At 57.4% G+C, this 13,827-nt stretch carries 12 protein-coding genes; 5 read left to right on the top strand and 7 right to left on the bottom strand.

Annotated elements, in window-relative coordinates:
* The first annotated feature begins 1 nt into the window (after window position 1).
* Window positions 2-2,140, top strand: coding sequence for a YccS family putative transporter (yccS, locus tag K7H94_RS11840; RefSeq protein WP_088516438.1), 2,139 nt, complete (start codon window positions 2-4; stop codon window positions 2,138-2,140).
* On the opposite strand, the gene K7H94_RS11845 is transcribed toward yccS, so the two are convergent.
* Window positions 2,137-2,766, bottom strand: a complete 630-nt coding sequence (locus K7H94_RS11845) for a TfoX/Sxy family DNA transformation protein (RefSeq protein ID WP_058759726.1) — start codon at window positions 2,764-2,766, stop codon at window positions 2,137-2,139. The genes yccS and K7H94_RS11845 overlap by 4 nt on opposite strands.
* A 224-nt stretch (window positions 2,767-2,990) precedes the next feature.
* Between K7H94_RS11845 and sulA the strand changes: the two genes are divergently transcribed.
* On the top strand, window positions 2,991-3,482 hold the full coding sequence (sulA, locus tag K7H94_RS11850) for an SOS-induced cell division inhibitor SulA (RefSeq protein WP_031279848.1): 492 nt from the start codon (window positions 2,991-2,993) through the stop codon (window positions 3,480-3,482).
* A gap of 348 nt (window positions 3,483-3,830) precedes the next feature.
* Window positions 3,831-4,901 carry a porin OmpA gene (gene ompA / locus K7H94_RS11855; RefSeq protein WP_058759727.1) on the top strand — a complete coding sequence of 357 codons (1,071 nt, stop codon included), beginning with the start codon at window positions 3,831-3,833 and terminating at the stop codon, window positions 4,899-4,901.
* Window positions 4,902-4,970: 69 nt separating this feature from the next.
* Here ompA and matP read toward each other — a convergent pair whose 3' ends face one another.
* Window positions 4,971-5,438, bottom strand: coding sequence for a macrodomain Ter protein MatP (matP, locus tag K7H94_RS11860; RefSeq protein WP_021508308.1), 468 nt, complete (start codon window positions 5,436-5,438; stop codon window positions 4,971-4,973).
* 53 nt (window positions 5,439-5,491) lie between these two features.
* On the opposite strand from matP, the gene K7H94_RS11865 reads away from it, so the two are divergent.
* Together K7H94_RS11865 and fabA are read left to right on the top strand one after the other, a co-directional pair.
* The gene (locus K7H94_RS11865; protein ID WP_222951087.1) at window positions 5,492-7,354 is read left to right on the top strand and encodes an AAA family ATPase; all 1,863 of its coding nucleotides are present in this window, start codon (window positions 5,492-5,494) and stop codon (window positions 7,352-7,354) included.
* Between the two features lie 67 nt (window positions 7,355-7,421).
* Complete coding sequence (gene fabA / locus K7H94_RS11870; protein WP_010616565.1) at window positions 7,422-7,940, top strand: bifunctional 3-hydroxydecanoyl-ACP dehydratase/trans-2-decenoyl-ACP isomerase; 519 nt, start codon at window positions 7,422-7,424, stop codon at window positions 7,938-7,940.
* A 65-nt stretch (window positions 7,941-8,005) separates the two neighbouring features.
* Here fabA and rmf read toward each other — a convergent pair whose 3' ends face one another.
* The 5 genes from rmf to K7H94_RS11895 form a co-directional block, all read right to left on the bottom strand.
* Complete coding sequence (gene rmf / locus K7H94_RS11875) at window positions 8,006-8,173, bottom strand: ribosome modulation factor (RefSeq protein WP_013508548.1); 168 nt, start codon at window positions 8,171-8,173, stop codon at window positions 8,006-8,008.
* A 267-nt stretch (window positions 8,174-8,440) separates the two neighbouring features.
* Window positions 8,441-9,007 (bottom strand): membrane integrity-associated transporter subunit PqiC, encoded by a 567-nt coding sequence (gene pqiC, locus K7H94_RS11880; protein WP_021508310.1) that lies wholly within the window; start codon window positions 9,005-9,007, stop codon window positions 8,441-8,443.
* Entirely contained in the window at window positions 9,004-10,647 is a 1,644-nt protein-coding gene (gene pqiB / locus K7H94_RS11885) for an intermembrane transport protein PqiB (protein ID WP_021508311.1), read from the bottom strand. Before pqiB ends, pqiC begins: the two co-directional genes overlap by 4 nt.
* On the bottom strand, window positions 10,619-11,902 hold the full coding sequence (gene pqiA, locus K7H94_RS11890) for a membrane integrity-associated transporter subunit PqiA (RefSeq protein WP_222951088.1): 1,284 nt from the start codon (window positions 11,900-11,902) through the stop codon (window positions 10,619-10,621). The genes pqiB and pqiA overlap by 29 nt, the downstream gene beginning before the upstream one ends.
* A gap of 16 nt (window positions 11,903-11,918) precedes the next feature.
* Window positions 11,919-13,826, bottom strand: coding sequence for an ABC transporter ATP-binding protein (locus K7H94_RS11895; protein ID WP_222951089.1), 1,908 nt, complete (start codon window positions 13,824-13,826; stop codon window positions 11,919-11,921).
* Window position 13,827: the final 1 nt, after the last annotated feature.

Below are 13,827 nucleotides of genomic sequence, written 5' to 3' on the forward strand. Positions count from 1 at the left end.
GATGATGCCTGACGCTATGCCCGGCTGGCGCCGTTATCTGTTCAACAGCAGCCTGCGCTACCTGCTGCGCATCTTCTTCGCGCTGGCCGGCTGTGCCGCCGTTCCCTGGTGGCTGCAGCAGATTGAGTGGACCATCCCGCTGACGCTCGGCGTCGTGGCGGCGGCGCTGGCCGATCTTGACGATCGCTGGACCGGCCGCGTGCGCAACCTGCTCATCACGCTAGTATGCTTCTGCATTGCCTCGGTCTCGGTCGAGCTGCTGTTTCCGCACCCGTGGCTGTTTGCTATCGGTCTGGCGCTCTCCAGCTGGGGATTTATTCTGCTGGGCGCGCTGGGGCAGCGCTACGCCACCATTGCGTTTGGTGCCCTGCTGATCGCGGTGTACACCATGCTGGGCATTGGCCTGTTTCCGCAGTGGTGGATGCAGCCGGCGCTGCTGCTGATTGGCGCGCTGTGGTACAACCTGCTGACCTTTATCGGCCACCTGATGTTTCCGGTGCGCCCGGTGCAGGAGCAGCTGGCCGCCAGCTTTTCCCAGCTGGCGCGCTATCTGGAAGCCAAGGCCAATCTGTTTGATCCCGACGGCGGTGAGCAGGATGACGCGGCGCTGATCGCCACCGCGATGGTCAATAGCCAGCTGGTGGCGCAGCTCAACCTGACGAAAACCACCATTCAGAGCCGTTTACGCGGCGACCGCGGCTCGCGCAGTACGCGGCGCAGCCTGCATTACTATTTTGTGGCGCAGGATATTCACGAGCGCGCCAGCTCGTCGCATCTGCAATATCACCTGCTGCGCGATGACTGGCGCTACAACGAGGTGCTGTTTCGCTTTCAGCGACTGCTGAACATGCAGGCGCAGGCCTGTCGCCAGCTGGCAGAGAATATCGTGCTGCGCCAGCCGTGGCACCACGATAGCCATTTTGCGCGCAGCTTTGAACGGCTGGAGACCGCCCTGCAGCGCCTGCAACATAACGATCCGCAGGCGACGCACATTCGTCCGCTGTTCTGGTTGCTGCGCAACTTACGCGCCATTGATGCGCAGCTGGCGTCGATCGAATCAGAGCAGCGGCTGGCAGAACCGCTGACGCAGAGCGATCACCATCTGTCGCGCGAAGGCTTGAGTGGCTGGGCGGATATCCGGCTGCGCCTCAGTCGCCATCTGAGTCCGACCTCGGCGTTGTTCCGCCACGCGGTGCGCATGTCGCTGGTGCTGTGCGTGGGGTACGCCTTCATTCAGCTTACCGGCCTGCATCGCGGCTACTGGATACTGCTGACCAGCCTGTTTGTCTGCCAGCCTAACTACAACGCCACACGCCGGCGGCTGGCGCTACGTATTGGCGGAACCCTGGCCGGTATTGCGATTGGCCTGCCGGTGCTGTGGCTGGTGCCCTCTATCGAGGGCCAGTTGGTTTTGATTGTGCTGAGCGGCGTGCTGTTTTTTGCCTTCCGCCAGATTCAGTACGCGCAGGCGACGCTGTTCATCACCCTGCTGGTGCTGCTGTGCTTCAATCTGCTGGGTGAAGGCTTTGATGTCGCCCTGCCGCGCGTGGTGGATACCTTGCTCGGCTGTGGCCTGGCCTGGCTGGCGGTGGCGTTTGTCTGGCCTGACTGGCGTTTCCGCCAGCTGACGACGGTTGCCGATCGCACGCTGAATGCCAACTGTCGTTATCTTGATGCCATCCTGGAACAGTATCATCAGGGTAAAGATAACCGTCTCGCCTACCGTGTGGCGCGCCGTGACGCGCACAACGCCGATGCAGAACTGGCGTCCGTGGTGTCCAATATCAGCGGCGAACTGAAGCAACAGCCGCCGCTGCGCGAGAATGCGTTCCGTCTGATGTGCCTCAACCACTCGTTTCTCAGCTACATCTCAGCGCTGGGCGCGCACCGGGAGCGGCTGACGCAGGGCGAACTGCTGACGCTTTTAGATGACGCGGTATGCTTCGTCGAGGATGTGCTGCAGATCGATCGCGTCAGCGAAGCGCAGGCGGAAACGATGCAGCAGGCACTGATGCAGCGCCTGAGCGCGCTGAAAACCAGTGAGGAGGCGCAGGCACCGCTGGTGTTGCAGCAGCTGGGGCTGCTGATTGCGCTGCTGCCGGAAATTGCCCGTCTGCGCCGCACCCTCGCTGCCGCTTAAGGCAACAGGCGCTCCGCCGCGGCGTGCTGGCGGAGCGTTTCCTGATACCAGGCGCTCAACTCTTCACGTACCGCCGCCGGCAAAGCGGCCTGGTGATGCCCGGAAATGGCGCCTTCCAGTGCCAGCAGCGTTTTCAGGCCGATATCTTTATTCACCGCCCGCAGCTTCAGCCAGCTCTGACGCGAGCCCATTTCATACAGCAAGCGAACAGAATTGATCCCGACTTTGTGCAGCATCAGCTCCATGCGCAGGCTGAGATTGGGCAGATCTTTCAGCCTGAGCAAGACAAGTCTGTTCGCCGCCTCGGCGCGCGCCGCAGACAGCGAACTGGCCGATAAGCGCAGCAGCTGATCGGCGTCCTGCCAGAGCTGTTTATCCACTTTGTAGTAGCTGAGCGTCACCGGCATGCCGCGCTTGCGGTATATCAACGGTTCCAGCGGGCGCTGTGCGGCATAGTGCTGTAGCGCCTCGCTGGCGCGCAGATAGAGCGCATCCTCATTGATGTAAGCAAACACCACCTTTTCGACCGCCAGCGCGTAACCACCAAACTGGGTGCGCGATTCAATTTTTCCCAATGCCGCTAACTGGGCTTTGGACTGCTCAACCACCGGATTATTTTTCTTCATAACGTCCCCTTTTCCTCATTCCTTGCGCGGGAAATTTCCTATAAAAAGCTCAGAGATTCATCTGGTTAGAAGATAGAAAAAACGATTTAGCTGTTCAATGAATAAAAGCGGCAACGCGCCGATCTTGTGCGGAATTTGCGAGGCATTTTCAGAAATTGAGGTTGATCTTTATCCAGGAACTCATTACTGTATATTCATACAGTTCATTACTGAGTGATTAAAATATGCGTACTCAATACTCTGGCCCTGCTGATCGTGCTCACCGTTTCGCTGCGACGGGCTTAACGCAACCTTCTCTGGGTGGTATTACTGAACTGCGTTATAGCGAGCAGCCCGGCATCATGCCGCTGCTGTTACTGCCAGTCCTCAAGCAGCTGAGCACCCAGTCACGCTGGCAGCTGTGGCTGACGCCAGCGCACAAACTGAACCGCAGCTGGATGCAGCAGTCAGGATTACCGCTGGAAAAGAGTATGCATATTACGGAATCCGAGCGTTTAAGCACGGTTGAGAGCATGGTGAAAGCGTTGCGCACCGGCAACTACAGCGTGGTACTTGCCTGGATTCCTTATGAATTGAGCAATGAAGAGCGCCTGGAACTTGAGCAGGCAGCCGCCGAAGGCGAAGCGCTGGGGTTGATTATGCGTCCTCAGGGGCGGGATCTTGCTCTGTCCAGACAGCCAAACAGCGCAAAAATTCCCTCTGATTTGTTTCATTAAGTAAAACTAAGATTTTTCTCACGCTATTTTTTCACAAAGTTGCAGCTAAGCCACTGATTCTTTTCCCGCCAGCTATGACAATGGCTTAGCCGCATTTTTCTTTTCTGGTAGCGAAAATTTTGCCATGTCATTTGTTAAAATGTGTGTATAAATCCCTGTTTTTTTATCCGCTGACGTCACATCATACTTGTAAGTTTCCAATCTCGTTGTAGACTTTACCTCGCCAGGGTGCTCAATAACCTCCGTTTTTTCGGTAGAGTCATAAGCGAGCGTTTAGACCCGGCGAAGGATTACAACCAAGAGCAACCTTTTTGCTCATTGCCTATTTGGATGATAACGAGGCGCAAAATGAAAAAGACAGCTATCGCAATTGCAGTGGCACTGGCTGGCTTCGCTACCGTAGCGCAGGCCGCTCCTAAAGATGACACCTGGTACACCGGTGCTAAACTGGGCTGGTCTCAGTATCACGATACTGGTTACTACGGTAACGGTTACGAAAACAACGACGGTCCAACTCACGAATCTCAGCTGGGCGCAGGTGCTTTCCTGGGCTACCAGGCTAACCCATACCTGGGCTTCGAGCTGGGCTACGACTGGCTGGGCCGTATGCCGAACAAAGGCAACGTGACCAATGGCGCATTCAAAGCACAGGGCGTTCAGCTGGCAGCTAAACTGAGCTACCCAATTGCTGACGATCTGGACGTGTACACCCGTCTGGGCGGCATGGTATGGCGTGCTGATTCAACTCAGACCAACCCAGACAACGGCCGCATCAGCAACCACGACACCGGCGTTTCTCCGCTGGCTGCTGTTGGTGTTGAATACGCACTGACCAAAAACTGGGCGACTCGCCTGGACTACCAGTGGGTTAACAACATCGGTGACGCAGGTACCGTTGGTGCGCGTCCAGACAACAGCATGCTGAGCGTCGGCGTTTCTTACCGTTTCGGTCAGGACGAAGCTGCAGCTCCAGTTGTTGCTCCAGCGCCAGCTCCGGCTCCGGTTGTTGAAACCAAGCGTTTCACTCTGAAGTCTGACGTGCTGTTCACCTTCAACAAATCTACCCTGAAGCCAGAAGGCCAGCAGGCTCTGGATCAGCTGTACAGCCAGCTGAGCTCAATGGATCCGAAAGACGGTTCTGTTGTGGTTCTGGGCTTCACCGACCGCATCGGTTCAGACCAGTACAACCAGAAACTGTCTGAGAAACGTGCTCAGTCTGTTGTCGACTACCTGGTATCTAAAGGTATCCCGGCTAACAAGATCTCTGCACGTGGCATGGGTGAATCTAACCCAGTTACTGGCAACACCTGTGACAGCGTGAAAGGCCGCAATGCCCTGATCGACTGCCTGGCGCCAGACCGTCGCGTAGAAATCGACGTGAAAGGTATCAAAGACGTTGTAACTCAGCCACAGGCTTAAGTTATCGCGCAATAAAAAACCCCGCTTCGGCGGGGTTTTTTTTGGCTTTTTATCACACGCAATTTTTTGCTATTCGTTATCCGCGCCGCCTTTACCCAGAATCGCCTGCAGATCCTGCTTCAGCGTCGACATCTGACTGGCATACTTCTCTTTGCGTTCTGCATCTTCGATTAGCTGAACAATGGTCTCTGACAGGGTGCTGTTACGACGCTGCGCCAGACCGGCCAGACGCTGCCACACCAGATACTCCAGATCGATCGATTTTTTCCGCGTGTGCTGATGCTCTGCGTTGAAATGGCGTTTGCGCCGCGCGCGTATGGTCTGCTTCAGACGGTTTTCCAGCTCCGGATGGATATGCTTTGCGATCCAGTCACCGACCTCAACCGGGTTATTCTCCATCGCCAGCAACGTCTCTACCGCCGCCTGCGCAGCGCTCAGCTCAATATGCCGGGTGATCAGCTCACCTTCCCGATGCTTTTTCACCAGGTATTTCCACTTCCATCCACTTTCAAGATTTTCGAGTTGCTGGTATTTCATCGGAATCTCATCGTGATCACGTAACAAACTAAGAATAACAGCTTTTTTCCCGGATGCAGCAAGGAAAAACATGTCGTGCTGCTCACAGTTCGGGCCGGAAGTGCGCCGTGCTTAACCGGGTTGAATCCTGTATAATCGCGCTTTTCCTGAATCAGACTAATGCGAATATTTTGACCAGCACTCAACTTACGTGGCAAGCCCTGCAGCCGGATAGCTCGCGCTACCAATCACTTTTCTCAACCGTCTCTCTGGAAGATAGCGATACGCTTGCCGCGGTTCAGCCGCGTCTGCTGAATGCGCTGGCGCATTTACACCATCAAACGCTGGGCTTTCCGCTGCTGCTGTTGCGCAGCCAGGAAAACAGCGATTATCTGGCGTGGATTGCCGAAGCGGCACAGCGCTTCCAGCCGGATGAGACTGCGCTGTACGGCGGTGATTACCATGTGATGGGCGATAATGTCAGCCTGCAACCGCCTGTTGACGCCAGCCGTCCGTTCACCAGCGCTGGCGGCGTACATTACGCCGACTGGATTGAGTCCGAGCAGCTGTTCGGCTGCGTGCGTCAGTATAAAGATCGCGTGCAGCTGGAGCCCGGTCTGCTGCACCAGGCGAATGGCGGCACGCTGATCCTGTCGATCAATACCCTGCTGGCGCAGCCGCTGCTGTGGCTACGTCTGCGCAAAGTGATCGAATTGGGCCGCTTTGACTGGTATTCACCGGACGAGCGCCGTCCCCTGCCGGTGACCATTCCTCCGCTGCCGCTGCAGCTGCGTCTGATTTTATGTGGCGATCGCGAGGCGCTGGCCAGCTTCCAGGAACTGGACGTTGAAGTGCACGAAATGGCGCTCTACAGCGAGTTTGAAGAGAATCTGCAACTGGTCGATGATGATGACATGGCCAACTGGTGTCGCTGGACGCTATGCCAGGCGGAACTGGCCGGTCTGACGCCACCCGAAGCTGATTTCTGGCCGCTGCTGATCCAGGAAGCGGTGCGTCTGACCGGCGATCAGGACACGCTGCCGCTGTGCCCGCGCTGGCTGCGCCGTCAGCTGCAGGAAGCCGCGCTGCACGGTGAGACACTGAATGGTGAGGCGCTGAAAGAGGCGCTGGAAGCACGCCAGTGGCGCGAGAGTTTCCTTGCCGACCGGATGCGCGATGAGATCCTGTTAAATCAGATCATGATCGAAACGGAAGGCGAAGTAGTTGGTCAGATCAACGGCCTGTCGGTGATTGAATTCCCTGGTCATCCACGTCCGTGGGGCGAGCCATCACGCATTACCTGTGTTGTGCACCCGGGCGATGGCGAGTTTACCGACGTGGAGCGCAAAGCGGAGCTTGGCGGCAACATCCACGCCAAAGGCATGATGATCATGCAGGCATATCTGATTTCCGAGCTGGAGCTGGAACAGCAGCTGCCCTTCTCGGCATCGCTGGTGTTTGAGCAGTCTTACTCCGAAGTCGACGGTGACAGCGCCTCGCTGGCCGAGCTGTGCGTGCTGATCAGCGCGCTGGCAAACCAGCCGCTGAACCAGCAGATTGCCGTTACCGGTTCGGTGGACCAGTTTGGTAATGTGCAGCCGGTGGGTGGTCTGAATGAGAAAATCGAAGGCTTCTTCCACATCTGCCAGTCGCGTGAGCTGACCGGCAAACAGGGCGTGATTCTGCCTGCCAGCAACGTGCGCCATCTCAGCCTCAGCGACGACGTGGTAGAAGCGGTGCAGCAGGGCCAGTTCCATATCTGGGCGATTGAGCGCGTTGACGAAGCGCTGCCGCTGTTAACCGGTATTGCCTGGCAGAGCGAAAGCGGCGACTCGCTGCTGAGCACCATTCAGGAGCGCATTACTCAGCTCAATCAGCAGGAAAACCGACCGCGGCCCTGGCCATTACGCTGGCTCAACTGGTTCAACCACAGCTGATTACATTGCCCAGCGTACAACTGTTCGCTAATATTCGGGCTTCACTAAAAGAAGGCATATTGAGAACATGGTAGATAAACGCGAATCCTATAGCAAAGAAGACCTGATTGCCTCTGGTCGCGGCGAACTGTTTGGCGAGAATGGCCCACCGCTTCCGTCTGACAACATGTTGATGATGGACCGCGTGGTCAAAATGACCGAAGACGGCGGCAAATTTGATAAAGGTTATGTGGAAGCCGAACTGGATATCCGCCCTGACCTGTGGTTCTTTGATTGTCACTTTAAAGGCGATCCGGTTATGCCAGGCTGTCTGGGTCTGGATGCTATGTGGCAGCTGGTTGGCTTCTATCTCGGCTGGCTGGGTGCGGAAGGTAAAGGCCGTGCGCTGGGTGTGGGTGAAGTGAAATTCACCGGCCAGGTTCTGCCGACGGCGAAGCTGGTTACTTACAAAATTCACTTCAAACGCGTCATCAACCGCAAGCTGGTGATGGGCGTGGCCGATGGCGAAGTGTTCGTCGACGGTAACCTGATTTACACCGCGACTGACCTGAAAGTGGGCCTGTTTAAAGACACTTCAGCGTTCTGACCCGCCAACAAAAACCTCCGCACGCAGCGGAGGTTTTTTTCCTGTTTACAGACATCCGACGGTGCCTAAGCCACCGCCGACCTGTCCTCCATGGCTTGTCGCCAACCTCCCAACCAGTGAGACCGGGCATCGATCATTTGATAAGGGCATATCTCTTTTGAGCGGCCAGTAATGCCTGCCTGATAGCCTCGTGAATGTGCTCGTTCCAGGCGGTCTCTCTTCTGTCTCTTCATACCTCGTTTCCCTCATTTCAGGTCTGGTGGAATCTGGTGGAAAGAAAGAGTGGTGAATTAATGTTCAACCACAGTAATGTTCTAACCTGTGGTGGGTGAAAGGTCAATGCGCAAAATTCACGCCAATGTCATCAATTTGCCGTGAAATCGACACAAATCCCTCAGTGCCGCCGCCATATCTGGCTGATTCCGCAATAAAAAAGTCCCTGATTTGCGCGCCGTCACATAACGGCAAATCAGGGACTTAGCATAAGCATCGAACAAATCCTAATTTAGCGTCACCACGCTGTTAGCGATCTGCTGTGCCGTTTGCTGCCAGCCGAGCGCCAGCGTGCGCACCAGCGCATCGTAGCCATCTTCGGTCTGCGGCAGCGTCAGATTAAAGCCATGTTTGATAAGCCGGCCTTGATGTTGTAACAGCCATTCACCGCTTACTACCACCTTGCCGTCATAGCGACCATGGAAGCCGGTGACGTGCACGCTGAGCGTATCGTGCGTGTCACCCAGCGGCTGACTGGCCACCAGCCGGCCGGGCAACGCCTGGCCGAGGTTACTCACCAGTGTCTGCTGCAGCTGCTGGTCGAGCGGACTGGCCCACAGATTATTGGCGGCAATCACGTACTTCACGTCGCTGGTTTGATAAACCAGTCCGTTGCCGGCGAGATAATCCGGCACGCTCACCTGTTCAACCCAAATCATCGGCTGGCTGGCGGAGGCGTCACTGCTGACGCGCGCCATATTGCTGCCCGCAGGCAGCTGGTAATAAGTGGTGTCGATGGTGCTGCTGCAGCCCGCCAGCAGCAGCACAGCACCGATAATCAGCCCTTTTTTCACTGTTTCGCCCTCTTTGGCTGCGGATCCTGACCCGGTTTGGCTTCAAATACCAGCGCGTTGCTCTTGCTGTTGAGCGTTTTCAGCACCGGCTGCAATTCGCGCAGCACCTGGTCAAGGCGCTGCATGTCGCCCACCAGTTTGTTATAGGCTGGCGATCCCGGCTGCAGCCCCTTCATGCTGCGATTAAGCTCGCGCAGGGTTTGCTGCATATCGGCCGGCAGCGTTTTCATCGCCGGGTTGGCGGTGATCTGATTGAGGTTATCCAGCGTTTTCTGCAGCTGCTGCAGGGTGCGCTGGCTCTCTTTCAGCGTGCCGGTAGCCTGGTTGATCATCGGGTTGAGCGGCAGCGCGTTGATCTTATCCAGCGCCGCCATCAGTTTCTGCTGAATCTGGCTCAGACCGCCGCTTACGGTCGGAATCACTTCCAGTCCCGCCACTTCGTTCGGTCCTTTGTAAGCCGGTGCATTGTCATAGAAGTCGAGATCGACAAACAGCGCACCGGACAGCAGGTTGCCGGTTTTCAGCGTGGCGCGCAGGCCGCGTTTCTTACCATCCTGCAGATGCTGTTCAAGATTGAAGTCGCCACCCAGACGGCTGATAAAGCGGTCCGGCTCGATGCGGATCAGCACCGGCACGCGGTAATCGGTGTTCAGCGCCTGATTCACGCCCGGGATCATGTAAGGCACCTGAGCCACGGTACCAAGACGAATGCCGCGGAACTCTACCGGAGCGCCGACCTGCAGACCACGAATCGAGTCGCTGAAGAACATCAGGAAATCAGTGTGTTTGGTGTACAGCGAATCCTGAATGCTGCGCTGGTCATCATACAGATGGTAGTCGTCCTGGTTTTTGGCCAGCTCGCCGAGTTCCCAGCCGTCCGGCACGTCAAAGCTCACGCCACCGCTGAACAGTGTCGTCAGCGAGCCCATTTCGACGCGCATACCGGAAGCGGACATATCCACGGCAATGCCGCTGTCTTTCCAGAAGCGCACATTAGTGGTAATCAGCCGATCGTAAGGCGCGGCGATGAACAGCTGATAGGTCATCATGCGCTTGTCGGTATCAAAGGTGCTGGTTTCCACCGTGCCGACGCGATAGCCGCGGAACAGCACCGGATCGCCCGGATTAAGCTGGCCGGCTTTTTTGCTGTCGAGGATGACGCGAATACCTTTGGCATCCGGCGGTGCCAGCGGCGGCGCATCGAGCAGCTGATAGTGCTCTGGCTTATCCCCTTTGGCGCCGGGCTGCAGTTCAATGTAGGCGCCGGAGAGCAGCGTACCGAGGCCCGTCACCCCTTCCCGGCCAATCTGCGGCTTCACCACCCAAAACACGCTGTCTTTATGCAGCAGTTTTTCCATGCCGGCATTCAGGCGCGCGGTGATCTCCACATGGTGCAGATCGTCCGTCAGCACCGCGCTTTCGACGGTGCCCACGTCGACGCTGCGGCTTTTAATGGTGGTTTTACCGGCCACAATGCCTTCGGCGTTTTCGGTGATCAGCGTGACCTGCGGTCCCTGATGGCTGAAGTGATAAAACAGAATCCATCCGCCGATTAACAGCGTGACGATAGGTACGATCCACACCGGCGACCAGCGTTTAATCTGGTCGACGTTAGCAATGCCGTGTTGGTTGTCCGTCAAGACGCGGCTCCTTACGTTCAGTTTCCTGTAGGCGATCCCAAATCAGGCGCGGATCAAACGTCATGGCGGCGAACATAGTCAGGATCACCACCAGCGCAAACAATAGCGCGCCTGGCGCAGGGTAAACACTCATCAGCTGGCCCATGCGCACCAGCGCAGAAAGCACAGCGATCACAAACACATCAATCATTGACCAGCGGCCAACAAACTCCACCACCTCATAAATCAGGTGCATCTTCTCGCTGTCGCGCCGGCCGCGGCCGCTGGCGTGCCAGCACAGCCAGCCAATCGCCACCATCTTCAGCGAAGGCACCATAATACTGGCGATAAAAATCACCAGCGCGACCGGCCAGGAGCCATCGCTCCACAGCAAAATCACGCCGGCCATAATGTTGGACGGATACTGCGAGCCGAGCGTTTCGGTCACCATGATCGGCATAATATTCGACGGGATATACAGCATCACCGAGGTGATCAGCAGCGCCAGCGTCCACTGCAGGCTGTGCTGCCTGCGTGGCGCGGCGCTCACGCCGCAGCGCGGACAGGTTTTCTGCGCGGCCGGCAGAATCGCGGTGCAGCACGGACAGCTGCGCAACCCCTGCTTCAGTCCGCTGATGCCCGCCTGCGGCGTTTGCGCCAGCGGCGGCAGCGGATCGATGCGCTGCCAGACCCAGCGGCGATCGACGCACTGAAACGCACGCAGCTGCAGCAGACAAAACAGGCACCACGGCCAGAAGCTGCTGCCAAGGCCAATTTCACCGTACGCCATCAGTTTGACGAAGCTGACCAGCACGCCGGCCATGAAAATTTCCGCCATACCCCAGCTGCGCAATTGAAACAGAATGCGTGCCAGCCCGAGTCGCAGGCTGTGCGGCAGGCGCACCGGATTCACCAGCAGCAGAATGGCGATCATGCAGAAAGCCGGAATGCCCTGCACAAACAGCAGGAACAGCGTGGCGAGGCTGCGATAATCCTCGCGATCCATCACCTGCGGGATAGCCATCAGCGAGATCTGGCTGCTGAGACCGGCCACATGCATGCTGATAAACGGAAACAGATTGGCCAACAACAGCATAAACAGCGCCGCCAGCGCATAGCCGGTGGGACGTTTACGCGGTTCGTGCCAGTTAGCCATCAGCGTGGTGTGACAGCGCGGACAGCGCGCACGGCTGCCCACCGGTACGGCGGGCAGTTTTACGGTTAAATCACACTGCGGACAGAGCATCCAGTGCTGCGTCTGATGCGTGGCACACATGCTGACTCCCTCTGCGTTATGCGCCGTTTTTCAGCGCTTCCAGCTCTTCCCACCGTTCAAAGGTGGTTTCCAGCTCCTGCTCCGCCTGCGCCAGCGCATCCAGCACCGGCTGCGTTTTGTCGTGCGGCTGGCTGAAGAAGTCCGGATGACTCATCTGCGCCTGCAGCTCACCGATACGCGTCTCCAGCTGCTCCAGCTTTTGCGGCAGCTGTTCCAGTTCACGCGTCAGGTTATAGCTTAGCTTGCCTGCGCTGCGTTTGGGGGCGTCGGCTTTTTCTGCCGGTTTAGTCGCTGCGCTTTTGACCGGTGCAGCTTTGGTCTGCTTGTAAGCGGCGCGCTGCTGCTGCGCATCATGGTAGCCACCGACGAAGGTACCGATCTCGCCGTTGCCTTCAAAGATCCAGCATTCGGTCACGGTGTTATCCACAAACTGACGATCGTGGCTCACCAGCAGCACGGTGCCCTGGTAGCCATCCACCAGCTCTTCCAGCAGCTCGAGCGTTTCGACGTCAAGGTCGTTGGTCGGTTCGTCAAGAATCAGCAGGTTACTGGGCTTGAGGAACAGACGCGCCAGCAGCAGGCGGTTACGCTCGCCGCCGGACAGCGCACGCACCGGCGTCATGGCGCGTTTCGGGTGGAACAGGAAGTCCTGCAGATAGCCGAGCACGTGACGCGGCTTGCCGTTGACCATCACTTCCTGTTTGCCTTCCGCCAGGTTATCCATCACGGTTTTATCCGGATCGAGCTCCGCGCGATGCTGATCGAAGTAGGCAATTTCCAGTTTGGTGCCGCAGTGCACGCGACCGGCATCTGCCTTCAGCTGGCCGAGCATCAGGCGCAGCAGCGTGGTTTTACCGCAGCCGTTCGGGCCAATCAGGGCGATTTTGTCGCCGCGCTGCACCTGGGTGGAGAAATCCTTCACCAGCGTTTTGCCGTCAACGCCGTAATCCACGTTTTCCAGCTCAAAGACGATTTTGCCGGAACGCGCCGCTTCACCGACCTGCATATTGGCTTTGCCCATCACGTCACGCCGTTCGGAGCGTTCACGACGCAGCGCTTTCAGCGCGCGCACGCGGCCTTCGTTACGGGTGCGACGCGCTTTGATGCCCTGGCGAATCCACACTTCTTCCTGCGCCAGCTTGCGGTCGAATTCGGCGTTTTGCATCTCTTCAACGCGCAGCGCTTCCTCTTTGCCCAGCAGGAACTGATCGTAATCGCCCGGCCACGACACCAGCTTGCCGCGATCGAGGTCGACAATGCGCGTCGCCATATTGCGGATAAACGAGCGGTCGTGCGAAATAAACACGATGCTGCCGTTGAAGGTTTTCAGGAAGCTTTCCAGCCAGTCGATGGTTTCAATATCGAGGTGGTTAGTCGGTTCGTCGAGCATCAGCACGCGCGGGTTACTGGCCAGCGCTCGGCCCAGCGCGGCTTTACGCAGCCAGCCACCGGAGAGTGACGACAGCTCGGTGTCCGGCTGCAGCCCGATTTGCTGCAGCACATCGTTGATGCGGCTGTCGAGCTGCCACAGGTTGTGATGGTCGAGAATCGTCTGCAGTCGCCCCATTTCGTTGAGGTTTTTCTCGCTTGGATCTTCCATCACCAGGTGCGATATGGCGTGGTAAGCCTTGAGGTGTTCAGCCTGTTCGGCCACGCCTTCGGCGACGAAGTCGTACACCGAACCGGTGATATTGCGTGGCGGATCCTGTTGCAGCCGCGCAACCACCAAATCCTGCTCATAAATAATGCGGCCGTCATCCAGCGGCTGTTCGCCGTTGATGATTTTCATCAGCGTCGATTTACCGGCGCCGTTGCGCCCAACCAGACAGACGCGCTCGCCCTCTTCGATATGCAGTTCGGTGTTATCCAACAGCGGCGCATCGCTGAACGACAGGTAAGCGCCATGGATACTGATCAGTGACATA

It is taken from the genome of Pantoea dispersa, assembly GCF_019890955.1.
Taxonomy (GTDB): domain Bacteria; phylum Pseudomonadota; class Gammaproteobacteria; order Enterobacterales; family Enterobacteriaceae; genus Pantoea; species Pantoea dispersa.

Bases quoted from the DNA above. Each gene is read 5' to 3' on its own strand.
- yccS (WP_088516438.1), top strand. From the start codon at position 2: ATGATGCCTGACGCTATGCCCGGCTGGCGCCGTTATCTGTTCAACAGC.
- K7H94_RS11845 (WP_058759726.1), bottom strand. From the start codon at position 2,766: ATGAAGAAAAATAATCCGGTGGTTGAGCAGTCCAAAGCCCAGTTAGCG.
- sulA (WP_031279848.1), top strand. From the start codon at position 2,991: ATGCGTACTCAATACTCTGGCCCTGCTGATCGTGCTCACCGTTTCGCT.
- ompA (WP_058759727.1), top strand. From the start codon at position 3,831: ATGAAAAAGACAGCTATCGCAATTGCAGTGGCACTGGCTGGCTTCGCT.
- matP (WP_021508308.1), bottom strand. From the start codon at position 5,438: ATGAAATACCAGCAACTCGAAAATCTTGAAAGTGGATGGAAGTGGAAA.
- K7H94_RS11865 (WP_222951087.1), top strand. From the start codon at position 5,492: ATGCAGCAAGGAAAAACATGTCGTGCTGCTCACAGTTCGGGCCGGAAG.
- fabA (WP_010616565.1), top strand. From the start codon at position 7,422: ATGGTAGATAAACGCGAATCCTATAGCAAAGAAGACCTGATTGCCTCT.
- rmf (WP_013508548.1), bottom strand. From the start codon at position 8,173: ATGAAGAGACAGAAGAGAGACCGCCTGGAACGAGCACATTCACGAGGC.
- pqiA (WP_222951088.1), bottom strand. From the start codon at position 11,902: ATGTGTGCCACGCATCAGACGCAGCACTGGATGCTCTGTCCGCAGTGT.
- K7H94_RS11895 (WP_222951089.1), bottom strand. From the start codon at position 13,826: ATGTCACTGATCAGTATCCATGGCGCTTACCTGTCGTTCAGCGATGCG.